This is a genomic window from Barnesiella propionica, from assembly GCF_025567045.1.
Classification (GTDB): Bacteria; Bacteroidota; Bacteroidia; order Bacteroidales; family Barnesiellaceae; genus Barnesiella_B; species Barnesiella_B propionica.
Genome location: NZ_JAOQJK010000002.1, coordinates 499,676 through 522,656, shown reverse-complemented (window position 1 = coordinate 522,656; position 22,981 = coordinate 499,676). Strand labels below are relative to the sequence as shown.

The following is a 22,981-nucleotide window of genomic DNA, read 5'->3' as shown; positions in this document are numbered from 1 at the left end:
TAAATGATTAAGCGTTTACTGTTTTTATATATCTTAATCTTTTCTGTATTTATATTACAAGCTTCTCCTAAATATGAGGTAAGGGCTGTATGGCTGACTACTAACTGGGGACTCGACTGGCCTTCCCGTGTAGCACGGAATAAAGTAGAGGTAGAGAAGCAAAAGAAAGAGTTGTGCGGAATGCTGGACTTTATACGTTCTATGAACTTCAATATGGTTTTTTTCCAGGTCCGGCTCAGGGGAGAAGTTATTTATCCGTCATCAATAGAACCATGTGCTTCTGTAATTACTGGGGAAGCCGGCGGTCTATTGCCTTATGATCCGGTTGATTTTGCAGTTAAAGCTTGCCATGAAAGAGGACTGGAGTTTCATGCCTGGATGGTATGTATTCCAGTGGGTACGGTTAAACAGGTCCGTTTATTGAAAGGTGCTTCCGTCGCTTCCGTTTATCCGGATTTATGTAAACGGATGGGGAATAATTATTTTCTTGACCCGGGTAATCCGCAAACTGCAGTGTATTTGTCGTCTATCGCCAAAGAGATTGTGACAAAATATGATGTAGATGGTATTCATCTGGATTATATCAGATATCCTGAAAATGCGTCAAAGTTCCCTGATAAAGATTCCTATCATAAATGGGCAGATGAAGGGCAATCTTTAATCAAGTGGCGTACTGAAAATATAAATCGTATTGTATCATCGGTTTATGATACAATCAAAGCGATTTCTCCCGCTGTAAGAGTAAGTAGTTCGCCTTTGGGACGTGCCCGGTCGTTACCGGGATTTCCAGCAAACGGATGGAATTGTGAATATGTATATCAAGATCCACAATGCTGGTTACGTGAGGGTAAACAGGATTTTATAGTACCTATGATGTATAGTGCCGACCATAATTTTTATCCGTTCCTTTATGATTGGGCGGCAAATTGTTATAAGGGAGGAATAATACCCGGGTTGGGTACGTATCGTTTGGACAAGAGGGAAGGAAACTGGCCTTTATCCCAAATAGATAATCAGATACGTTTTTCCCGAATAGCTGGTACGAAAGGGCAGGCTCATTTCCGCCTGAAACATATTATGCAAAATATCAAGCAAATACAATCTTTACTGAAGTATGATTTATATGATATGCCTGCTTTGGTTCCGCCGATGGGAATATTGCCTTCGGCTTCGGATGTATTTCCTTTTCATCTTAATGCCATTGAAAGTGCCGGAGGGATTGAATTGGAGTGGGAGCGTGTGAAATCGGCGAGAAAGTATGTGGTTTATGCTTCATGTAATGATTCGGTAGATATTCGTAAACCGGAGAACATTGTGGCGATTAGAAATTCTCATGAGACGTTTTTGTATATTCCGTCGTTAATTTACCGGAGCTTTGCTGTCACTGCAATAAATAATTATAACCAGGAAAGTGCTCCTGTATATTATTATCTTGCCGGTTTAAATAAAGGAATTGAAAAAGTGCTTTTGATATATGATAAAACCCAAAATTAATATTATGAACATGTACCCATTAAAATTTAAAGATATCTTTAAGAGTGTTATTTGGGGAGGTAACCAAATAGGAAAATTTAAAAATAAAGTTGTTAACCAAGAAAATGTGGGTGAAAGCTGGGAAATTTCACAGGTAAAAAATCACGTATCGGTTGTTGCGAACGGTATAGAAAAAGGTAAGACGCTTACTGAACTAATAGAAGAAGGAGGGAGCGGTTTTATGGGGCGTCACGTGTATGACCGTTTTGGGAAAAACTTTCCTTTGCTTATCAAGTTTATTGATGCGAAGGATGATTTATCCATACAGGTACATCCCGATGATAAATTGGCCAAAGTAAGACATGATTCGTTTGGTAAGACCGAAATGTGGTATGTTATAAATGCAGAACCGGGTTCAGGGTTATATTCGGGTTTTTCGACTCGAATTACTCCTGAAGAGTATGTGAAAAGGGTAGAGGATAATACGATAATGGATGTATTACAGTTTCATCCGGTGAAAAGCGGTGATGTATTTTTCCTGCCAGCAGGACGTATTCATGCCATAGGAAAGGGATTATTGATTGCAGAAATACAACAAACGTCTGATATTACCTATCGTATTTACGATTATGGTCGTAAAGATAACAACGGTAATACACGCGAATTACATACCCAACTGGCTAAGGATGCCATAGATTATAATTTGTATGATGATTTGAGAACTGTTTACCAACCTAAAGAAAATATTCCGGTCAAATTAGTAGTTTGTCCCTATTTTTCTACTAATTTGCTGGATATTACAGGAGAAATGAAATGCGATATTGCCTCGAAAGATTCTTTTGTCATTTATATTTGTATGGAAGGAAGAGCCGAAATAGAAGATAATAACGGATATAAGCTCAGCATCTCACAGGGGGAAACTGTTTTGATTCCGGCTTCTCTTGACTGGTTGGTGATAAAGACCGATTCTTCGGTTAAATTGCTGGAGTGTTTTATTCCTCGGAATTGATATACTGTTTGTTGTAAAATTTACAAAATTCCCGAATGCCGCATTCAAGACAGTTCGGTTTGCGTGCCGTACACACATAGCGCCCATGTAAGATGAGCCAATGGTGTGCAATGGGGAGTAAAGGCCCGGGGATATTTTTTACCAGAGTTTTTTCCGTTTCCAATGGTGTCTTTGAATTATTGGTAAGTCCTATGCGGTTGGATACTCTGAAAACATGCGTATCTACGGCCATAGCTTCTTTATTATATACGACAGAAGCTATGACATTGGCTGTCTTCCGTCCCACTCCGGGTAATTTCTGTAATTCATTAACGTCCGAAGGTACTATACCTCCGAATTCTTCAAGTAAGCAGCGAGCCATACCTACCAAGTGTTTTGCTTTATTATTGGGATAGGAAACGCTTTTTATGTATTTAAAAACTTCTTCCGGAGTACTTGCCGCTAAAGCTTCCGGAGTAGGAAATGCTTCAAACAAAGCCGGTGTGATCATATTTATTCTCTTATCCGTACATTGAGCCGATAAGATGACAGCGATCAACAGTTGGAACGGGTCTTTATATTGAAGTTCTGTTTCTGCAACAGGCATATTTTTTTCGAACCATTCTATTATCCCTTTGTAACGCTCACTTGTTTTCATGCTTTTATTAAGTTTATACCGTATTTCCCGATGAAAAATCCGCAAAATACGGCGATAATTCCTAAAATATTGTTGGCTAATATGTTTATAAGAGCCATTTTATAATCTCCCGCTTTTATGATCAGTAATGTGTCCAGCGTATATGTGGAAAATGTTGTAAACCCACCGAAAATTCCTGTAAATAAAAATAGTTTTACATATAACGGGACATGGAATATCTCTGTTATGGCCCCACACAGTCCTATGAAAAAGGAACCGGTAACATTTACAGTGAGAATAGCGAATGGAAAAGATATGGAGAACGATTGCATCCATACAGATACTCCATATCTGAATCCCGATCCTATAGCCCCTCCTAATATCACATATAATAGTTTGTCCATTCTTGTTTTTATAAAAAAGGAGCTTATTTTTTAAGCTCCTTAAATATCTTGTAAAATGTTTCCGAGCTTATTAGCGAGCCGATTCGAATTCTTCGAGGAATCTTACGTCGTTCTCAGAGAACATTCTCAGGTCTTTTACCTGATATTTCAGGTTAGTAACACGTTCTATACCCATACCTAAAGCATATCCGCTATATATTTTACTATCTATGCCGCAAGCCTCCAGTACGTTAGGATCTACCATTCCACATCCCAGAATTTCCACCCATCCCGTATGTTTACAAAATGCACAGCCTTTTCCGCCACACAAATTACATGAAATATCCATTTCTGCCGAAGGTTCGGTAAACGGGAAATATGATGGACGGAGGCGTATCTTGGTATCGTTGCCGAACATCTCTTTTGCAAAGTAGAGTAATGCTTGTTTCAGGTCGGCAAATGATACGTTTTTGTCAATATAAAGGGCTTCTACCTGATGGAAAAAGCAGTGAGCCCGGTAAGATATAGCCTCGTTGCGATATACTCTTCCCGGGCATATAATACGGATAGGAGGTTGTGCGTGCTCCATAACCCGTGTTTGTACCGACGAAGTGTGTGTTCTTAATAAAATATCCGGATTTCGCTGGATAAAGAACGTATCCTGCATATCCCGAGCCGGATGATCTTCTGCAAAATTAAGAGCCGAAAATACATGCCAGTCATCTTCTATCTCAGGACCTTCTGCGATGGAAAATCCTAAACGTGCGAATATTTCGCAAATTTCATTTTTAACCAGTGAAATAGGGTGGCGTGTTCCTAATTTGATGGGATATGATGTACGTGTCAAATCTATATTTACAACGTCCTGATTTTTATTTTCAAATTCATTTTTCAATTCGTTGATGCGGGCCGTTGCTTTTTCTTTTAATTCGTTTAAAAGTTTTCCAACTTCTTTTTTTTGGTCGGCTGCAACATTTCTAAAATCATTGAAAAGTCGGGAAACCTCTCCTTTTTTACTGAGATATTTGATGCGGAGAGCTTCTAAATCTTCTGATTTTGAAACTTTTAATTCTTCTATCTCGGTTTTGAGCTGGTTTATTTTTTCTATCATTGCGCTTACGTTTAGTAAATTCAGATGCAAATTTAATAAATATGACGGCTTTATCTTCTCATTTGCATAAATATTTTTATGTGATCGTATTCCTTTTGCCCTCTTCGCATTTTTTCTTTAAATTTGTAAAGTTGAAAGAAAAGCAGATGGACATTGACAGTATTGAAAAACGTGTAGGAGAATTTATCCGGAAAAATTTACAATTGAATATGGATATCCCTGTTGTCGTAGGATTGAGCGGGGGAGCCGATTCGGTTGCATTGTTGCATATTTTAAACAAGCTTGGATATACTTGTATTGCGTGCCATTGCAATTTTCAATTGAGAGGAGAGGAGTCGGTCAGGGACAGAAATTTTGCGTTGGAGCGTTCTATAGCTGAGAATGTGGTATTTGATGAGATAGCTTTTGATACCGAAAGATATGTGAAGGAACATAAAATATCGGTCGAAATGGCGTGCAGGGAATTACGTTATGACTGGTTTGAGAAAATCCGGGAAAAATACAAGGCGCAAGCTATTGCCGTTGCCCATCACAAAGATGACTCTATAGAGACCTTGTTTCTTAATCTTATCAGAGGAACGGGGATTGCAGGTATTACGGGGATTAATGCCCGGAACGGAAATATAGTAAGACCGTTGTTAGGTCTTTCCAGGAATGAAATAGAAGTATATTTGAAAAAATACGGGATCGATTACGTGACCGATAGTACGAATAGAGAAGATACTTATCTGCGAAATAGAATCAGATTGCATTTAATTCCTTTTTTGCAGGAAATAAATCCGGCTGTAAAGGACGTTTTAAGCAGGACGATGGAAAATCTGGAGGAGGTTTCTAAAGTGTATCGCTCAGCTATAGACGAACAAAAAGATGAGGTGGTAACTGTGGATAAAGGTTTATGTTTTATAGATACCGAAAAATTAATGTCTCAGCCTTCGCCTCGTACCTTATTGTTCGAGATCCTTAAAAATTATGGTTTTAACATCAGTCAGGTAGATTCTATTCTGGAAAACGTATCTGGTATATCAGGCAGGATTTTTTTATCAGATTCATATCGTCTGGTAACAGACCGGAATCGTTTGATTATTGCTCCGCACGGACAAGAGAAGAGATGTAATGATGGGCAATCTATAACCAGGGATATGGCCGAATGGAATGGTCCGGTGAAGTTATACATGAAGTATATAACTAACAAGGACTTCATTATTAAGAAAAATAAAAACTATGCTTATTTCGATGCGGATTTATTATCTTATCCATTGACCGTAAGAAAATGGGAGACAGGAGATTCTTTTATGCCGTTCGGTATGAATGGACGCAGGAAAAAGATAAGTGATTTTTTTACAGACCGTAAGTTCTCTTTATTAGAAAAAGAATCTGCATTATTACTTTGTTCTGGCGAAAATATTCTATGGCTGATAGGGGAAAGAAGTTCCGATGTTTTTAGGATAACGGATAAAACAAAACTAATTTTGGAAGTAGAATGTAAAAAATAGTTAATAGATAAACATAATTTTAATAGTTATTGTTCTACTAACTAAAACAAGTGTATATTTGCAACGTAAACGATAGCACAGATACATGTGTACGAATACCTATTTTCAGAATAATCCAATTGATTTACTTTTTCAATATCCGTCTCTACAGTGAATTTGTACAGACAGTGTATTGCAAATAGTTTAATAGCATTATTTACATATCAAAATTCATGTATAATATTTTAGAATTAAATGCTAAACTTTTATCCGACTTGAAAGTTATAGCGGAAGAAATGGGCCTTAAGAAAACAGATTCTTTAGAAAAAGAAGATTTGGTATATAAGATACTCGATCAGCAAGCAATAAATCTGGCTAGTCTTCAGGTAGCTTCACAATCCGGTGAGGGAAAGAAAAAGAAGACAACTTCTAAAACTGCGAAAAAGAAGGATGAAAAACAACAGGAAATAAAGAATGAAAATGTTCCGGTTACAGATGAAATTCCGGAAAAGATTGCCGGTAAGAAAAAAACGGTAACATCTAAAAAGCAGAACGAAACATCAGAGAGTGACGACGGTGAAAAATCCGTAAAGGAAAATGAAAAAGAGATTAAGAAACCGCGTATTTCTCATCCTGCGTTAAAAGAACCTGTGGAAGAATTATTTGAAGCACTCGAGATTTCAGTTAAGGAGGATGGGGAAGAACCGAAAGCTACGGAAGAAATAGTAGCGGAGGATCAAGACACGAAAAAACGGAAACGTATTGCGAAGAATAATATACCTGTTAAAACGCAGGTACAACCTCAAACTCCTATTAAAGAACCTGTTCAAATCACTGTGGAAAATGAAAAGAAGGTAACGGAGATGAAGCCTCAGGAAGAAAACCTTCAGTCGGCTCCGAAAGCACAGATTTCTAATCCTTCTGCCCAACCACCGAGTACAGCACCATCGCTTAGTTTACAGTCTTTTTTCCCAAGGAGCGAGCGTCAGCGTTTCGTGCCCAGAGACAGAAACCAAAAAAATAATCCTTCTGTAAACTCAGAACGTCCACAACCCCAGGTTCAATCTTCGTCTCAAACAGTTGAAAAAATACAGCAGCCTGAACCCAAGCAAGTCGAGAAGCCTTTTGAGTTCGAGGGTATACTTACCGGAATGGGGGTATTGGAAATGATGCCCGATGGATACGGTTTCTTACGATCATCAGATTATAATTATCTCACTTCACCGGATGATATTTATGTGTCACAATCACAAATAAAATTATTCGGTCTTAAAACCGGTGATGTTGTAGAAGGACCTATACGTCCTCCCAAAGAGGGAGAAAAATATTTTCCTCTGGTAAAAGTAGAAAAAATAAACGGGCGTACGCCTGAATATGTCCGTGACCGGGTACCTTTCGATCATTTGACTCCTCTTTTCCCCGATTCGAAATTTGATTTGACAAGCGGAAAATATTGTAACCTTTCTACTCGTGTGGTGGATATGTTCTCGCCAATAGGGAAAGGGCAGCGTGGGCTTATCGTTGCGCCTCCTAAGACTGGTAAGACTGTCTTATTGAAGGATATAGCCAATGCTATATCGGAAAATCATCCTGAAGTCTTTATGATTATACTCCTTATCGATGAACGACCGGAGGAAGTTACAGATATGGCTCGCAGTGTGAAAGCCGAAGTTATATCTTCTACTTTTGACGAGCCTGCCGAGCGTCATGTAAAAGTGGCCAGTATCGTTCTTGAAAAGGCGAAAAGGATGGTGGAATGCGGACATGATGTTGTAATTTTATTAGACTCCATTACTCGTCTGGCGCGTGCGTATAATACGGTATCTCCGGCATCGGGTAAGGTATTATCCGGTGGGGTGGACGCAAATGCCCTTCATAAGCCGAAACGTTTTTTTGGTGCTGCCCGAAATATTGAAGGAGGAGGTAGCCTGACTATTATTGCAACCGCATTGACCGAAACAGGTTCTAAAATGGATGATGTGATCTTTGAAGAATTTAAAGGAACCGGTAATATGGAACTTCAACTGGATCGTAAGTTATCAAATAAACGTATTTTTCCTGCTGTGGATATTACAGCTTCCAGTACGCGTCGTGATGATCTCTTGCTTGATAAAGACACTCTGAACCGCATGTGGATATTACGCCGTTATTTGTCCGATATGAACTCTATCGAAGCAATGGAATTTATGAGAGACAGAATGGAACGTACATCTTCCAATGAAGAGTTTTTATTGTCGATGAATGATTAAACTCCAGATATATTAAGAAAACAGGCTGTTTCGATTATTATCAAACAGCCTGTTTTTTGTTTTTGAAAGCTTTAATATCCAATTATTTATTGAATAACAATATATTATTTAATAATAAACTGTTTACTGACCCATTTATTATTCAGGTTCATTTGCAGAATATAACTCCCTTCCTGTAATTTTTCTATATCCAGTACTATGGAAGATTCTGCAGTCTGAATACCCTCGGACAGTCTTAATTGTCCCTGCATGTCATAAATATTCAATTGTGATCTTTGGTTTAGGACAGGGAAAGAAACCAGTAATTGCTTAGCTAATGATTGTGCGATAGTAATTTCTCCTGCATCATCTCTTTGAGATCCCACACTATTAAACCGTGAGATGAGTGGATCGGTATAATCAGGAGTATTGCTGATATAAAGTAAATTGCCTTCTTTGGAAACAACACCGTTTAACTCCATCTTTAGATCCATTTCATCGCAGATACAGGTACAATAAGGAGTTATCGGCTTAAAAAACCAAATCTTCGTTTTACCAATACCGGATAAAAAATCATCATTATAAAAATCATTAATAAATAACCGGTAATTTATATTTGAATTGGATGTTTCTTTTATTTCATTGATTCTTGAATACATAATATTATGGGGAATCGTATCTCCTACATTAAGTCCGAAATCATACAAAAGATACTCTCCGTTACAAATATCTTCTTCATTATAATTATAATAATAATCTTGGAACATAGGAATATCAGGTGCTCCTCCCGGGTTATCCGATATATTATCCCAAGGATCGCCTAATACATAAACTTTATCTCCTTCCTGGCGAATGGCGTAACAGGGAGTACCTTTTTCAATATTGGAAGGAGATTGGCGCTTGTAATAGACTTTGTGATACCGCAGGTTATTGACTCCGATACTATCTTCTTCTGAAGACAAATACATGTAATGATACATGTAACGATTAAATTCACCATAACAGGTAAATTGGATATAACTATAGGTTGCTCCCCACGGAAGCTGTGTTTGTACTTCCTCTCCATAAACAAATACCATACAGGAAAGGAACATTAAAAGAGTAATTTTTTTCATAATAAGCAAAGTATTAAAATGTAATTAATATTTTACGAAGCTATATATATTATAATTAAAAAACAAATTATAACTCCAAAAATTGTATATATAAAATATATAAATTCCATGTAAATTTTGTGATAAATAAAAAATCAGAAATAGATACCAGATATAAAGTTTAATAATAGGAGCAGGAATACGATCATATTTGTATAGTATCCGGTTTTTCGATTTATGGTTATGGAATGATTGTAAATTTTCAAATAAAGTACGTGTGATGCCGGAGAAAAATGGTTTTATACAGATAATAATAATTTATGTAGTAGAATAGGACAAACCGTTTATCGTCTTATTATGATTTTTGATTTGCAAACAATTGGCTTGTAGAAGTGTTTTTGTGTATAAAGACGATTATATGGAAAAAGTATCGATGCAATTACGGTTGGATAATATACATGAATTGGAATATAGATACCGGGCTACCCCCCGCAAAATGATGAAGTACAAAGGAGAACCGGTACACGTAAATCTATCGGTGAGCGTATATCCCGATTTACATGAGAATTTGCTTGAGTTAGTAACGGGAGTTCAATATGTTGTTTTGGAAGATGGTTTCCCTGAAGAATTGCTAAATTATAAAATAGCCTTGTTATATTGGGTCTGTAATTTAAGCCAATATGTCCAGGCTCAACATCAGAAAGTTTCTGTTTCTTCGGAACTATTAAGTATTATGTTGGGAGTTGGAGTGGGATCTTTAAGGGGAATGCTTACGTTACGTACCGATAAAACTGTATTTAGCCATTTTCCGTTGCCTATTATTAATATTAGTCATGTTATTGCCACGATGAAAGGAGATGTTTTGCAGAATAATGCGGTTTCTCCTATTTTCCGGTTTAAATATGAATAGATAATAAAGTAAAGAATATGAATAAATTGATTTTATTGAGACATGGACAAAGTCTGTGGAATCAGGAAAATAGATTTACCGGTTGGACCGATGTTGAATTATCTGAACAAGGACGGGAAGAGGCGAGAAGAGCGGGTGAGTTATTGAGAAGTTTTAATATCATACCCGATATAAGTTTTACTTCATTATTGAAGCGTGCTATTGTAACTCGCTTTCTTGTCGCGGATGAAATGGATATTTTGTGGACTCCTACTATAAAGGATTGGCGTTTGAACGAACGGCATTATGGCGCTTTGCAAGGTCTTAATAAAACGGATGTAGCGAACCAGTATGGCTTGGATCAGGTAAAAACATGGAGACGGAGTTATGATGTACGGCCGCCTTTGGTTACAGATGATGATCCTCGCTTTCCGGCTCATGATCCTATGTATGCGAATGTACCTATTGATAAGCTTCCCCATGGAGAGTCTCTCGAAGATACGGTGAAAAGAGTATTGCCTTGCTGGCAAACTCTTATTTTGCCTGAAATTAAAAAAAAGAAAACTATTCTTATCGCTGCACATGGCAATAGTTTGAGAGCGCTGGTTATGCAGTTGAGAAAACTAAGCCCGGAAGAAATAATAAATGAAGAAATCCCTACCGGCAAACCTCTTATTTATGAACTTAATGATGATGAGGAAGTTGTAAAACAATATTATTTAGGATAAGGTAAACGTATTTTATTTATAAATTTGTAACGAAAAAGAGATTCGTTATGAAGATAAATAAAACGAATGCGGCCAGGTTGCTGGATAAACAGAAAATTTCTTATGCGCTTATCCCTTATGAAGTGGATGAGAATAATTTGGCCGCAACACATGTGGCTGAACAGTTGGGAGAAAATATAGCACAGGTTTTTAAGACTTTGGTATTAAGAGGAGACAAGCATGGTATTTTTGTTTGTGTAATCCCGGGTGACAAAGAAGTTGATCTGAAAAAGGCAGCTAAGTTGTCTTTGAATAAGAATGCCGAAATGATCGCGATGAAAGAATTGCTGCCCGTTACAGGCTATATCAGGGGAGGTTGTTCTCCTATAGCTATGAAAAAGTCTTATCCGGTATATATTCAGGAGACGTGTTTAGCATTTGATTATATATATATTAGCGCAGGAGTGAGAGGATTGCAAATAAAAATCGCTCCGAATGACCTTATTCTCTTTGTCGGTGCGCAAACAGGAGATATTATCGAATAATATAAAAACAAGCGGTCCGGAAATTCCGGACCGCTTGTTTTTATAATCTGGTTAGTTGTAGTTATTTATATTCATCCCAGCTTTTTATTTGTATGTCTTCTATATCCATACTGCAAAAAGCACCAATAAATGCCGAAGCAAGGCGTGCGTTGGTCAGTAACGGTATATTAAAATCGATAGCAGCCCGTCGTATCTTATAACCGTTGCTTAATTCCATTTGCGTTAGATTTTTCGGAATATTTACTACCAGATCTATTTGTTTATTGTGAAGCATTTCCAGAGCCTGTGGCGTTTTATCCTCCTCGTTGGGCCAATATACTTTAGTAGCGGGTATTCCGTTATCGTTGAGGAATTGGTGAGTACCGCCTGTAGCAAAGAGATTGTAGCCTTTTTTATGCAACATCATGGCAGCATCCAACATATCGGCTTTTTGTTTTGCCGTACCTGTCGAAAGAAGTATATTTTTTTCCGGTATTTTATAACCTACCGATAACATAGCTTTCAGAATGGCCTCGTAAGTATCATAACCCAAACAACCGACTTCTCCGGTAGAAGCCATATCGACACCTAATACGGGGTCTGCTTTTTGCAGGCGGGAGAATGAGAATTGAGACGCTTTAATACCTACATAGTCAAGGTCGAACTCATTCTTATGCGGTTTTTCCACCGGCAATCCCATCATGACTTTAGTTGCCAGCTCTATAAAGTTAATTTTTAAAACTTTGGAAACGAACGGGAAACTTCTGGATGCTCGGAGATTACATTCGATAACCTTTATATCGTTGTTTTTTGCCAGAAATTGTATGTTGAACGGACCGGAAATATTAAGCTCTTGGGCTATCTGTCCGGCCACCTTCTTTATCCTACGCATAGTTTCGACATAAAGTTTTTGCGGGGGGAATTGGATAGTAGCATCTCCTGAATGGACTCCGGCGAATTCGATATGTTCCGATATGGCATATAATAACACTTCCCCGTCTTTGGCGACTGCATCCATTTCTATTTCTTTGGCATTCTGGATAAACTCGCTAACTACTACAGGATGTTTTTTTGACACATTCGCTGCCAGTTGCAGGAATTGTTCCAGTTCCGTGTTATTGGAACATACGTTCATGGCGGCTCCCGATAGAACATACGAAGGTCTTACTAAGACAGGATATCCTACTTCTTCGACAAACTCATATATATCCGATAAAGAAGTCAGTTCTCTCCAGCGCGGCTGATCGATACCCAGCCGGTCCAGCATGGATGAGAATTTATGTCTGTCTTCTGCATTGTCGATACTTGTCGCGGTAGTTCCCAGAATACTTACTTTTTGTTCGTCTAGGCGTGTCGCCAGGTTATTAGGTATTTGCCCTCCGGTAGATAATATAACTCCGTGCGGGTTTTCCAGTTCCAGTATGTCCATTACTCTTTCGAACGTAAGTTCGTCGAAGTAAAGTCGGTCGCACATGTCATAATCGGTAGAAACGGTTTCGGGGTTATAGTTAATCATGACCGAACGCCAGCCTTCTTTCCGTATGGTATTCAGGGCGTTTACGCTACACCAGTCGAATTCTACCGAACTTCCTATCCGGTAGGCGCCGGAACCTAATACGACGACGGAACGGCGGTCTCCCAGATATTTTACGTCATTGGATTTACCGTTATATGTAAGATACAGGTAATTGGTTTGAGCCGGATATTCGGCCGCCAAAGTATCTATCTGTTTTACACAGGGAACAATGCCGTATTTTTTGCGTATATTTCGTAATTTAAGTATGGAGTTTTCCGTATCATTATCCATTCTTTCTTTGAGAACCGAACGTGCTATCTGAAAATCCGAGAATCCCTGTTTCTTGGCCTGAATCAACAAGTCCGACGGAATTTTATCCAGATCGGAGTATTCTTCCAGTTGATTGACAGTAACGATGATATTATGTAACCGTTGCAGGAACCACTTGTCGATTTTTGTAAGTTCATGGATCTGGTCTACCGTATATCCTTTTCTGAACGCTTTGGAAATTACGAAAATGCGCTTGTCGGTCGGTTCCCTTAGTGCTTTATCTATGTCGTTTATCACGAGTTCTTTGTTGGCTACGAATCCGTGCATGCCTTGCCCTATCATGCGGAGGCCTTTCTGGATTGCCTCTTCAAAAGTCCGGCCTATTGCCATTACTTCCCCTACGGATTTCATGCTTGAACCCAATTCGCGGTCTACACCTTGGAATTTACCCAGATCCCAGCGAGGTATTTTACAAACAATATAGTCAAGTGCCGGTTCGAAAAATGCGGATGTATCTTTCGTTACGGAATTCTTAAGGTCGAACAGCCCATATCCCAATCCCAGCTTAGCCGCTACGAAAGCAAGAGGATATCCTGTTGCTTTGGAAGCAAGAGCGGAGGAACGGCTTAATCGTGCATTTACTTCTATAACCCGGTAATCTTCCGATTTGGGATCAAAAGCGTATTGTACGTTACATTCTCCTATGATACCGATGTGGCGGATAATTCGTATTGCGAGCTCGCGCAATTTATGATATTCGCTGTTGGTCAAAGTCTGGGAAGGTGCTACGACAATACTTTCTCCGGTATGGATACCGAGAGGGTCAAAGTTCTCCATATTACATACGGTAATACAATTGTCGAAACGGTCTCTTACGACTTCGTACTCGATTTCTTTCCAACCCTTTAATGATTTTTCTACCAGTATCTGGGGGGAGAAAGATAATGCTTTCTCGGCCATTGTGACCAGTTCTTCTTCGTTATCACAGAATCCGCTGCCTAATCCCCCTAATGCATAAGCTGCCCGGATAATGATAGGATAACCCAGTTCGGCTGCTGCTTTTTTAGCGTCGGGAATAGAATTTACCGCTACACTTTTAATGGTTTTAACATCTATCTCGTCCAGTTTTTTAACGAATAGTTCCCGGTCTTCAGTGTCCATAATGGCTTGTACCGGAGTTCCGAGTACTTTTAGGTTATATTTTTCTAAGATTCCGGACTGGTAGAGACTTACACCGCAATTCAGTGCGGTTTGTCCACCGAAAGCCAGTAAAATTCCGTCCGGTTTTTCTTTCTGTATAACACGTTCTACAAAATATGGAGTAACAGGCAGAAAGTATATTTTGTCCGCAACGCCTTCCGATGTTTGTACCGTAGCGATATTCGGATTGATTAAAACCGTAAAGATGCCCTCTTCTTTAAGAGCTTTAAGAGCTTGGGAACCGGAGTAATCAAATTCACCGGCTTCTCCGATTTTTAGAGCACCGGAGCCTAACAATAATACTTTTTTTATTGTTTTGTCTGACTGATTCATTTCTTACTTATATTTTACGGTTTATAGTAATTTGATAAAATCTTCGAACAAAAATTCCGTATCCGTAGGTCCGCTGGCGGCTTCCGGATGAAATTGTGCGGAAAAATAAGGTTTGGTTTTATGCCGTATCCCTTCGTTAGTACCATCGTTCATGTTAATGAATAGAGGCTCCCAGTCTGTTCCTAATGTGCTGTTATCTACAGCATATCCATGATTCTGAGAGGTAATAAAACAACGGTTCGTTCCGACTTGGCGTACAGGCTGGTTATGGCTTCGATGTCCGTATTTAAGCTTATAGGTTTTTGCTCCTCCTGCTTTAGCCAGAAGTTGATTACCCATACATATTCCGAATATGGGTTTGTTTCCGTTCATAGTTTCGCGTATATGATTGACTGTGACGGTACACATGTCTGGATTGCCGGGACCATTGGATATAAATAAACCGTCATATTCCAGCGTATTGAAATTGTAATCCCAAGGAACGCGTATGACTGTCGTATCATGTTTTAACAGGCATCGGATGATATTGTGCTTGACTCCGCAATCTACCAATACCACTTGTTTCTTGCCGTTTCCGTACCGGATTACTTCTTTACAGCTTACTTTCTCTACCAGGTTAATAAGATTAGGATCTACAAAATCAATATCTTCTCCGTCTTCGATAGTTATTTTTCCTTTCATGGAACCATGTTCCCGTAAAATTTTGGTAAGTTCCCGGGTGTCGATATCGTATATACCCACTATTTTTTCTTCTTTCAGCCAGTCAGCCAGACTGCGGTCTGCGTTCCAGTGACTGTATTCAAAAGAATAATCGGAAACGATAATGGCTTCGGCATGTATCTTTTCCGATTCGTAAAAGTTTGATAACGACTCTTTTTCTTGTCGGGGAGGCACACCGTAATTCCCGATAATGGGATAGGTTGTTACGAGTAATTGTCCTGAATAGGAAGGGTCGGTGAGGCTTTCCGGATAGCCCATCATGGCAGTGTTGAAAACAACTTCTCCCGCTACTGATTTTTCATAGCCGAAAGATTTTCCGAGCAATACGGTACCATCGTCCAGAATTAAAGAAGCCTTTTTGATTCTTTGCATATACGATAGAATTATATGTTGTGAGTTTGTAAAATTGACTATTTGGGTGGTTTCTATCGTAAAAACCATGCAAAGTTAATAAAAAATATACCTTATTACCTCATATTGTACGATAATCTTTTCAAAAAAAGTTTTTCATGAAAGGTTCTGCATGTACTGTGCATATATATACTGTATCTGAATTGTTTTTTATTTATATAAAAATATAATTTTATAGATTAATTAAACAAGAAAACAGTTTTAATAAATATCGTATTGTTTATATTTGCGGTAAAAATAAAACAAAAAGACGCTTTATTGAAATTAAGAAGAGCAAAAAGATATTTTATTATGAAGTTCACTAAAATGCAGGGTGCAGGTAATGATTATGTCTATATAAATGGACTGGAGTTTGTTCCGGAGTGTCCGGAGGAGCTGGCAAAAAAAATAAGTAATCGTCATTTTGGAGTAGGATCGGATGGGCTTGTTGTCATATTGCCGTCTGAAGGGTGTGATTTTCGTATGAGGATATTTAATGCTGATGGCTCCGAGGCAGAAATGTGCGGGAATGCATCCCGTTGTATAGGCAAATATGTATATGACAAAGGGCTTACCGACAAAACTTATATTTCTCTGGAAACAAAGGCTGGAATAAAATATTTGACATTATATGTAAAAGATAATCATGTAGAACGTGTAAGAGTCGATATGGGAGTTCCTGTGTTTTCACCGGAAAATATTCCGGTAAGATATTCCGCTAAAACAGTTTTGTCAGAACCGGTAAATATAGAAGGAATGCTTGTTAAAATGTCTTGTATATCTATGGGAAATCCACATGCCGTAATATTCTTGGATGATTTGGAACGATATGATCTGCATAAGTTAGGAAATGTGCTGGAACATCATCCATTGTTTCCGGAGCGGACAAATGTCGAGTTTGTGAAAGTTATCGCTCGGGATTGTTTGCGTATGAGAGTTTGGGAAAGAGGGAGCGGAGAAACATTAGCATGTGGTACGGGAGCGTGTGCCAGTCTTGTCGCCGCTGTTATGAACGGCTATACGGATAGAAAAGCCGTTTTAAAATTATCGGGCGGAGATCTTGAAGTGGAATGGAACGACGATAATAATCATGTTTATATGACGGGAGATGCTGTAACTGTATTTGAAGGCGAGTATTATTTAGAATAAAGAGGAAACGAATGGCATTAATTAATGAGAACTTTTTGAATTTATCGGAGGATTACCTTTTTTCGGATATCGCGAAAAAGGTGAATGCTTTTAATCTTCTTCATCCCGGATCGAAAATTATCAGACTCGGTGTAGGGGATGTGTCTCTGCCGTTGCCTACATCAGTTATATCAGCGTTACATACGTCTGTGGATGAAATGGCAGATATATCAACGTTTCGGGGCTACGGACCTGAACAGGGATATAATTTTCTCAGGGAGACAATTGTTAAAAATGACTATGAACCCAGAGGGGTTATTTTAGATCCGGGTGAAATATTTATTAGTGACGGAGCTAAAAGTGATATAGGAAATATAGGAGATATTTTGAGTCGGGACAACCGTATTGCTGTGACCGATCCTGTATATCCGGTTTATATTGATACGAATATAATGGGAGGAAGGGCAGGTTCTTTTTCTTCTACGGGACATTGGAGCAATATCATTTATATACCTTGCACCGCCGAGAATCGGTTTGTTCCCGAATTACCGGAAGAAAGACCTGATGTGATATATTTATGCTATCCGAATAATCCCACGGGTATGGCGTTATCCCGTAAAGAACTGAAAAAATGGGTGAATTATGCATTGGAAAATGAAATCCTTATTTTGTTCGATGCAGCATATGAGGCTTATATTTCCGATGATGATGTACCTCATAGCATATATGAAATAAAAGGTGCGAAAGAAATCGCAATAGAATTTCGCAGTTTCTCTAAAACAGCGGGTTTTACCGGATTAAGATGTGGTTTTACGGTTATTCCCGAAGAGCTGAAGTGCCGGAGTTTAAAGGGTGAGCTTGTTTCACTTAATCATCTATGGAATCGCCGGCAGTGTACAAAGTTCAACGGGACGGCTTATATGGTGCAACGAGCTGCCGAATCGGTTTATTCTCCGATAGGTAAAATACAGGTTCGCAATATGATAAAATATTATATGAGAAATGCCCGTGTGCTAACCGAAAATCTTCGGGAGATAGGTCTGGAAGTATTTGGAGGTGTTAATGCACCATATATTTGGATAAAATCGCCCGATGGATTATCTTCGTGGAAGTTTTTTGACAGACTACTTTTTGAACGTCACATTGTAGGTACTCCGGGAGTTGGTTTCGGCCCCTCGGGAGAAGGATATTTGAGATTGACAGCCTTCGGAAAATATGAAGATTCGTTAGAAGCAGTAGAGCGTTTTAAGGATTGGATGATATGAGAATCTGTCTGGCTTGGGTCCCGAATTTTAAAATGATAAAAGAAGATAATTAACAACATACAATTAACAACTAATTATTAGGTATTATGTCAACTTTGAGATTTAAAGCTGTAAAAGAGGCTTACAACCGGAAAGCTGTAATTGTGGATGAACCTCTGGAAAGGCCGTCCGAATATTATAGCAGGAATGTTTTCAACCGGGAGAAAATGTTTAAATATCTACCTAAGAAAACGTATGACGCTCTTGTAAATGCTATCGATAACGGCACGCCTTTAAGTCGGGATCTGGCAGACAGCGTAGCTGCCGGAATGAAAAAATGGGCGTTGGAAATGGGAGCGACTCATTATACTCATTGGTTTCATCCGTTGACCGATGGTACGGCTGAGAAACATGATACCTTTATTGAACACGATGGAAAGGGAGGAATTGTGGAAACCTTTAGCGGAAAATTGCTCATCCAGCAGGAACCTGATGCATCCAGTTTTCCGAATGGGGGTATACGCAATACTTTTGAAGCCAGAGGATATTCGGCTTGGGATATTTCTTCCCCTGCTTTTATTGTGGATAAGACATTATGTATACCTACAATATTTATATCTTATACAGGAGAGTCGCTCGATTATAAAACTCCTTTACTGAAAGCACTGAACAGCGTAGGCAAGGCCGCGGCTGCAGTTTGCAGATATTTTGATCCTGATGTAAAAAAGGTGTTCGCTTATCTGGGCTGGGAACAAGAATATTTTTTGGTAGATGAATCATTATATGCAGCCCGTCCTGATTTGTTATTGACCGGACGTACGCTTATGGGACACGACAGTGCGAAGAACCAGCAGTTGGAGGACCATTATTTCGGGGCAATTCCTTCCCGTGTGGAAGCTTTTATGCGTGATCTTGAAATCGAATGCCATAAATTGGGAATCCCGGCTAAAACTAGACATAACGAAGTTGCACCTAATCAATTCGAGCTGGCGCCGATTTTTGAAGAAGCGAATCTGGCGAATGATCATAATTTGTTGTTAATGTCTGTTATGAAAGAAGTAGCACGTCGTCATAACTTCCGGGTATTATTGCATGAAAAACCGTTTAAAGGAGTGAACGGTTCGGGAAAGCATAATAACTGGTCTTTAGGTACGGATACAGGTGTTTTGTTATTTGCACCGGGAAAAACTCCGGAGGAGAATCTTCAGTTCATTACTTTTGTCGTTAATGTCATGGCAGCCGTCCATAAACATAACGGTTTATTAAAAGCCAGCATCTCTTCGGCTACGAATGCTCATCGTTTGGGAGCGAATGAAGCTCCTCCCGCCATTATATCTATTTTTATGGGAAAACAGATAAGCGAGATATTAAGTAAACTGGCTGAGAGCTTTTCCGAAGATGCACTGAATATGGCAGGTAAACTCGGTCTCAAGCTCGATGTAGCACAGATACCGGAAATTTTGATAGATAATACGGACCGCAATCGCACATCTCCATTTGCGTTTACCGGAAATCGCTTTGAATTCAGGGCTGTAGGTTCTTCTGCTAATTGTGCATCGGCTATGATCGCATTGAACGCTGCAGTAGCCAGCCAGTTACAGGATTTTAAAAAAGAAGTGGACGATAGAATCAAGTCAGGACATAAGCAGGTTGATGCTATTCTAATGGTACTGAAGGACCTGATCAATGGTTCTAAAAATATTTGCTTCGACGGGAACGGCTATAGTGAAGAATGGAAAGAAGAAGCTGCAAAAAGAGGTCTTGATTGTGAGACGAGCGTTCCTTTGATTTTTGACCGTTATCTGAGTGACGACAGTGTGAAAATGTTTGCCGATGTGAATGTCTTTACCCGTTTGGAACTGGAAGCCCGTAATGAGGTAAAATGGGAAATATATACGAAAAAGATACAAATAGAGGCCCGGGTACTGGGTGACCTGGCTATTAATCATATTGTTCCTGTTGCTACCCGTTATCAATCCCTTTTGCTGGACAATGTATTTAAAATTAAAAGTTTGTTTCCGGCCGAGAAGAGTGAAATTATCGCAAATCAGGATATGGAAGTAATAGAAAAAATAGCCAAACATCTAATTGCGATAAAAGAAAAGGTTCAAAAAATGGTGGATGCCCGTAAAGTTGCCAATAAGATAGAATCGGAACGCGAAAAAGCTATAGCCTATCATGATACAGTCGCTCCTTTAATGGACGAAATAAGGTATCATATCGACAAACTGGAATTGATGGTTGATAATGAAATGTGGCCATTACCAAAATACCGGGAATTGTTGTTTATCAGATAAAGTATATAAATAAGAAAGTGGAAGGACAAGAGCGTAACGAATAAATTCAACTGATTTCGTTACGCTTTGGTATTTTATAGTATATATAGATAATGAGAATGCATACGTCTTTTGTATAAATTTATATTGATACGAATGAATGGTTATTAGGTGTTTATTAATATATCTTTGTGAAGTGCCTTTTATAAAAGGGAGCTTTTAATGCTGTGAACATATATGAAATTCTGCATCAGATAAAGTGAATATATGTAAAGAGAGCTGTTGTATGTATAAACGATTTCTGCAGTTGAGTTTTCTAAACTTTGTATAGCAAAGAAAAAAGAAAAACATTATGAATTATGATATAAAAATATCCGTTATTTTTGTAGAGTTTTAAGATTATAAAAACCCAGCGTATGACAGAGATTCTTAAGCACGAATGTGGTATCGCAATGATAAGGTTGTTAAAACCGCTTTCGTATTATCAGGAGAAGTACGGTTCTTGCCTGTACGGTTTAAATAAACTTTATCTTTTAATGGAAAAGCAGCATAATCGGGGGCAGGAGGGAGCGGGACTTGCTTGCGTAAAATTGAATGCAGAACCGGCCGGGGAATATATTTATAGGGAAAGAGCCATAGGAACCGGTGCCATACAGGAGATATTCGGTAATGTAAAAAAACAGATAGAGAATGTTCTTCATGCAGAAGAAGATTGTGAATGGATAGCAAGATTTCTGCCGTTTGCCGGAGAAGTATATATGGGACATTTGAGATACAGTACGACCGGAAAATCCGGTCTTTCTTATGTACACCCGTTTCTTCGCAGAAATAACTGGCGTTCCCGTAATTTATTGTTGTGCGGAAATTTCAATATGACTAATGTTGATGAAATTTTTAACAATATAATCAGTGAGGGACAGCATCCCCGTAATTATGCCGATACCTTTATCATATTGGAACAGATCGGTCATGCTCTGGATATGGAAAACCAGCGTTTATATGATCAATATAAATCAGACGGATATCGAAGCGTGGAACTGACAAAGAAAATAGAAGACAATATAGATATTGCCAGGATGCTGAAGAAACCCTCTTCGATATGGGACGGCGGATATGTGATTTGTGGTATTACGGGGAGCGGAGATGCTTTTTCTTACCGGGATCCGAGAGGAATAAGGCCGGCGTTTTATTATACCGATGAGGAAATTGTTGTCGTAGCATCGGAGCGTCCTGTCATTCAAACGACTATGAATGTTCCTATAGAGAGTGTGAATGAATTGAAGCCCGGTGAAAGCCTTATCGTGACGAAACAGGGCGAAATAAAATTGTCGCAGATACAATCACCTCTTAATTATAGTGCATGTTCTTTCGAGCGTATCTATTTTTCCAGAGGAAGTGATGCCGATATTTATAAAGAGCGGAAGGAATTGGGGCGTCTTTTAGTTCCGGCTATATTGAAAAGCATAGGTTATGATCTGGAGCACACGGTATTTTCTTTTATACCAAATACGGCCGAGGTGGCTTTCTATGGTATGCTGGAAGGGTTGGACGAGTATCTTGTACAGGAAAAAAAGAAAATGCTGAAAGAACTGGGCGATTCTGTTACGGATGAACAGTTGGAACGGATTTTGAACATGAAGGTGCGGTCGGAAAAGGTGGCTATAAAGGACATCAAATTGCGGACATTCATTGCTGAAGGTGATACACGGGATGATCTGGCTGCTCATGTATATGATATTACTTATGGGACGGTAAGGCCGGGAATAGACAATCTGGTGGTCATTGATGATAGTATTGTAAGAGGAACGACATTAAGACAGAGTATTATCAAGATATTGGACCGATTACATCCTAAAAAGATAATTATAGTATCATCTTCTCCTCAGGTGCGGTTTCCTGATTGTTACGGTATTGACATGTCCCGTATGGGGGAATTCATCGCTTTCCGGGCTATAGTGGAATTACTGCAGGAGAAAGATATGGCATCGTTATTGAATGAAGTTTATCGGAAGTCTAAAGCACAGGAGTGTAAGCCGAAAGAAGATATTGTTAATTATGTTAAAGATTTATATGCGCCTTTTACACAGGAAGAAATTTCTTTGAAAATAGCACAAATGCTGAAACCGGCCGGGACGAAAGCCCGGGTGGATATAATATATCAAACATTAGAGGGATTACATAAAGCTATACCGCGACATCCTGGCGACTGGTATTTTTCCGGGGATTATCCTACTCCGGGAGGAAACAGACTGGTCAATCAGGCGTTTGTGAATTACATGGAAGGTGCGGTAAACCAAAGATGATAAAAAACTGATAATCATATAAAGGCGTTTCAGAACGAAACGCCTTTATTATTAATATTTAATATGTTAATAAATATTATTATTTATATCCAGTA

Annotated in this window: 17 protein-coding genes; 11 read left to right on the top strand and 6 right to left on the bottom strand. The window is 38.8% G+C overall.

Annotation, left to right across the window (positions count from 1 at the left end; translation table 11 throughout):
- Positions 1 to 3 precede the first annotated feature (3 nt).
- Together OCV73_RS04670 and OCV73_RS04665 are read left to right on the top strand one after the other, a co-directional pair.
- A complete protein-coding gene (locus OCV73_RS04670) occupies positions 4 to 1,494 on the top strand; it encodes a glycoside hydrolase family 10 protein (RefSeq protein WP_147549586.1) in 1,491 nt (496 codons plus the stop codon).
- A 10-nt stretch (positions 1,495 to 1,504) separates the two neighbouring features.
- Positions 1,505 to 2,482 carry a type I phosphomannose isomerase catalytic subunit gene (locus tag OCV73_RS04665; protein WP_176897719.1) on the top strand — a complete coding sequence of 326 codons (978 nt, stop codon included), beginning with the start codon at positions 1,505 to 1,507 and terminating at the stop codon, positions 2,480 to 2,482.
- On the opposite strand, the gene nth is transcribed toward OCV73_RS04665, so the two are convergent.
- From nth to pheS, 3 genes are all read right to left on the bottom strand, one after another.
- A complete protein-coding gene (gene nth / locus OCV73_RS04660; protein WP_147549583.1) occupies positions 2,466 to 3,119 on the bottom strand; it encodes an endonuclease III in 654 nt (217 codons plus the stop codon). The two genes, OCV73_RS04665 and nth, sit on opposite strands and share 17 nt — an antisense overlap.
- Positions 3,116 to 3,502, bottom strand: a complete 387-nt coding sequence (gene crcB, locus OCV73_RS04655; RefSeq protein WP_147549580.1) for a fluoride efflux transporter CrcB — start codon at positions 3,500 to 3,502, stop codon at positions 3,116 to 3,118. The genes nth and crcB overlap by 4 nt, the downstream gene beginning before the upstream one ends.
- 70 nt (positions 3,503 to 3,572) lie before the next feature.
- Positions 3,573 to 4,592: a phenylalanine--tRNA ligase subunit alpha gene (gene pheS / locus OCV73_RS04650; protein ID WP_147549577.1), complete on the bottom strand. Its 1,020-nt coding sequence runs from the start codon at positions 4,590 to 4,592 to the stop codon at positions 3,573 to 3,575.
- 146 nt (positions 4,593 to 4,738) lie between these two features.
- On the opposite strand from pheS, the gene tilS reads away from it, so the two are divergent.
- Both tilS and rho read left to right on the top strand, forming a co-directional pair.
- A complete protein-coding gene (tilS, locus tag OCV73_RS04645; RefSeq protein ID WP_147549689.1) occupies positions 4,739 to 6,085 on the top strand; it encodes a tRNA lysidine(34) synthetase TilS in 1,347 nt (448 codons plus the stop codon).
- Between the two features lie 212 nt (positions 6,086 to 6,297).
- Entirely contained in the window at positions 6,298 to 8,313 is a 2,016-nt protein-coding gene (gene rho, locus OCV73_RS04640) for a transcription termination factor Rho (RefSeq protein WP_147549574.1), read from the top strand.
- A gap of 104 nt (positions 8,314 to 8,417) precedes the next feature.
- Here rho and OCV73_RS04635 read toward each other — a convergent pair whose 3' ends face one another.
- Positions 8,418 to 9,407 carry a T9SS type A sorting domain-containing protein gene (locus tag OCV73_RS04635; protein WP_147549570.1) on the bottom strand — a complete coding sequence of 330 codons (990 nt, stop codon included), beginning with the start codon at positions 9,405 to 9,407 and terminating at the stop codon, positions 8,418 to 8,420.
- Positions 9,408 to 9,804: 397 nt separating this feature from the next.
- On the opposite strand from OCV73_RS04635, the gene OCV73_RS04630 reads away from it, so the two are divergent.
- The 3 genes from OCV73_RS04630 to ybaK are packed head-to-tail and all read left to right on the top strand — an operon-like array spanning position 9,805 to position 11,527.
- On the top strand, positions 9,805 to 10,296 hold the full coding sequence (locus OCV73_RS04630; RefSeq protein ID WP_147549567.1) for a hypothetical protein: 492 nt from the start codon (positions 9,805 to 9,807) through the stop codon (positions 10,294 to 10,296).
- 17 nt (positions 10,297 to 10,313) lie between these two features.
- Entirely contained in the window at positions 10,314 to 11,003 is a 690-nt protein-coding gene (gpmA, locus tag OCV73_RS04625) for a 2,3-diphosphoglycerate-dependent phosphoglycerate mutase (RefSeq protein ID WP_147549564.1), read from the top strand.
- 47 nt (positions 11,004 to 11,050) lie between these two features.
- Positions 11,051 to 11,527 (top strand): Cys-tRNA(Pro) deacylase, encoded by a 477-nt coding sequence (gene ybaK / locus OCV73_RS04620; RefSeq protein WP_147549561.1) that lies wholly within the window; start codon positions 11,051 to 11,053, stop codon positions 11,525 to 11,527.
- 61 nt (positions 11,528 to 11,588) lie between these two features.
- Here ybaK and carB read toward each other — a convergent pair whose 3' ends face one another.
- Both carB and carA read right to left on the bottom strand, forming a co-directional pair.
- Positions 11,589 to 14,825, bottom strand: a complete 3,237-nt coding sequence (carB, locus tag OCV73_RS04615) for a carbamoyl-phosphate synthase (glutamine-hydrolyzing) large subunit (protein WP_147549557.1) — start codon at positions 14,823 to 14,825, stop codon at positions 11,589 to 11,591.
- A 21-nt stretch (positions 14,826 to 14,846) separates the two neighbouring features.
- Complete coding sequence (carA, locus tag OCV73_RS04610) at positions 14,847 to 15,917, bottom strand: glutamine-hydrolyzing carbamoyl-phosphate synthase small subunit (RefSeq protein WP_147549555.1); 1,071 nt, start codon at positions 15,915 to 15,917, stop codon at positions 14,847 to 14,849.
- A 330-nt stretch (positions 15,918 to 16,247) separates the two neighbouring features.
- Here carA and dapF point away from each other — a divergent pair, with 330 nt between their 5' ends.
- From dapF to OCV73_RS04590, 4 genes are all read left to right on the top strand, one after another.
- The gene (gene dapF / locus OCV73_RS04605) at positions 16,248 to 17,084 is read left to right on the top strand and encodes a diaminopimelate epimerase (protein ID WP_147549552.1); all 837 of its coding nucleotides are present in this window, start codon (positions 16,248 to 16,250) and stop codon (positions 17,082 to 17,084) included.
- 11 nt (positions 17,085 to 17,095) lie between these two features.
- Positions 17,096 to 18,328 carry an LL-diaminopimelate aminotransferase gene (locus OCV73_RS04600; RefSeq protein ID WP_147549549.1) on the top strand — a complete coding sequence of 411 codons (1,233 nt, stop codon included), beginning with the start codon at positions 17,096 to 17,098 and terminating at the stop codon, positions 18,326 to 18,328.
- A gap of 86 nt (positions 18,329 to 18,414) precedes the next feature.
- A complete protein-coding gene (locus tag OCV73_RS04595; protein ID WP_147549546.1) occupies positions 18,415 to 20,604 on the top strand; it encodes a glutamine synthetase III family protein in 2,190 nt (729 codons plus the stop codon).
- Between the two features lie 395 nt (positions 20,605 to 20,999).
- Positions 21,000 to 22,886, top strand: coding sequence for an amidophosphoribosyltransferase (locus OCV73_RS04590; RefSeq protein ID WP_147549543.1), 1,887 nt, complete (start codon positions 21,000 to 21,002; stop codon positions 22,884 to 22,886).
- Positions 22,887 to 22,981 lie beyond the last annotated feature (95 nt).

Excerpts from the sequence above, each read along its gene's own strand:
- OCV73_RS04670 (WP_147549586.1), top strand. The coding sequence starts at position 4 with ATGATTAAGCGTTTACTGTTTTTATATATCTTAATCTTTTCTGTATTT.
- OCV73_RS04665 (WP_176897719.1), top strand. The coding sequence starts at position 1,505 with ATGTACCCATTAAAATTTAAAGATATCTTTAAGAGTGTTATTTGGGGA.
- nth (WP_147549583.1), bottom strand. The coding sequence starts at position 3,119 with ATGAAAACAAGTGAGCGTTACAAAGGGATAATAGAATGGTTCGAAAAA.
- crcB (WP_147549580.1), bottom strand. The coding sequence starts at position 3,502 with ATGGACAAACTATTATATGTGATATTAGGAGGGGCTATAGGATCGGGA.
- pheS (WP_147549577.1), bottom strand. The coding sequence starts at position 4,592 with ATGATAGAAAAAATAAACCAGCTCAAAACCGAGATAGAAGAATTAAAA.
- tilS (WP_147549689.1), top strand. The coding sequence starts at position 4,739 with ATGGACATTGACAGTATTGAAAAACGTGTAGGAGAATTTATCCGGAAA.
- rho (WP_147549574.1), top strand. The coding sequence starts at position 6,298 with ATGTATAATATTTTAGAATTAAATGCTAAACTTTTATCCGACTTGAAA.
- OCV73_RS04635 (WP_147549570.1), bottom strand. The coding sequence starts at position 9,407 with ATGAAAAAAATTACTCTTTTAATGTTCCTTTCCTGTATGGTATTTGTT.
- OCV73_RS04630 (WP_147549567.1), top strand. The coding sequence starts at position 9,805 with ATGGAAAAAGTATCGATGCAATTACGGTTGGATAATATACATGAATTG.
- gpmA (WP_147549564.1), top strand. The coding sequence starts at position 10,314 with ATGAATAAATTGATTTTATTGAGACATGGACAAAGTCTGTGGAATCAG.
- ybaK (WP_147549561.1), top strand. The coding sequence starts at position 11,051 with ATGAAGATAAATAAAACGAATGCGGCCAGGTTGCTGGATAAACAGAAA.
- carB (WP_147549557.1), bottom strand. The coding sequence starts at position 14,825 with ATGAATCAGTCAGACAAAACAATAAAAAAAGTATTATTGTTAGGCTCC.
- carA (WP_147549555.1), bottom strand. The coding sequence starts at position 15,917 with ATGCAAAGAATCAAAAAGGCTTCTTTAATTCTGGACGATGGTACCGTA.
- dapF (WP_147549552.1), top strand. The coding sequence starts at position 16,248 with ATGAAGTTCACTAAAATGCAGGGTGCAGGTAATGATTATGTCTATATA.
- OCV73_RS04600 (WP_147549549.1), top strand. The coding sequence starts at position 17,096 with ATGGCATTAATTAATGAGAACTTTTTGAATTTATCGGAGGATTACCTT.
- OCV73_RS04595 (WP_147549546.1), top strand. The coding sequence starts at position 18,415 with ATGTCAACTTTGAGATTTAAAGCTGTAAAAGAGGCTTACAACCGGAAA.
- OCV73_RS04590 (WP_147549543.1), top strand. The coding sequence starts at position 21,000 with ATGACAGAGATTCTTAAGCACGAATGTGGTATCGCAATGATAAGGTTG.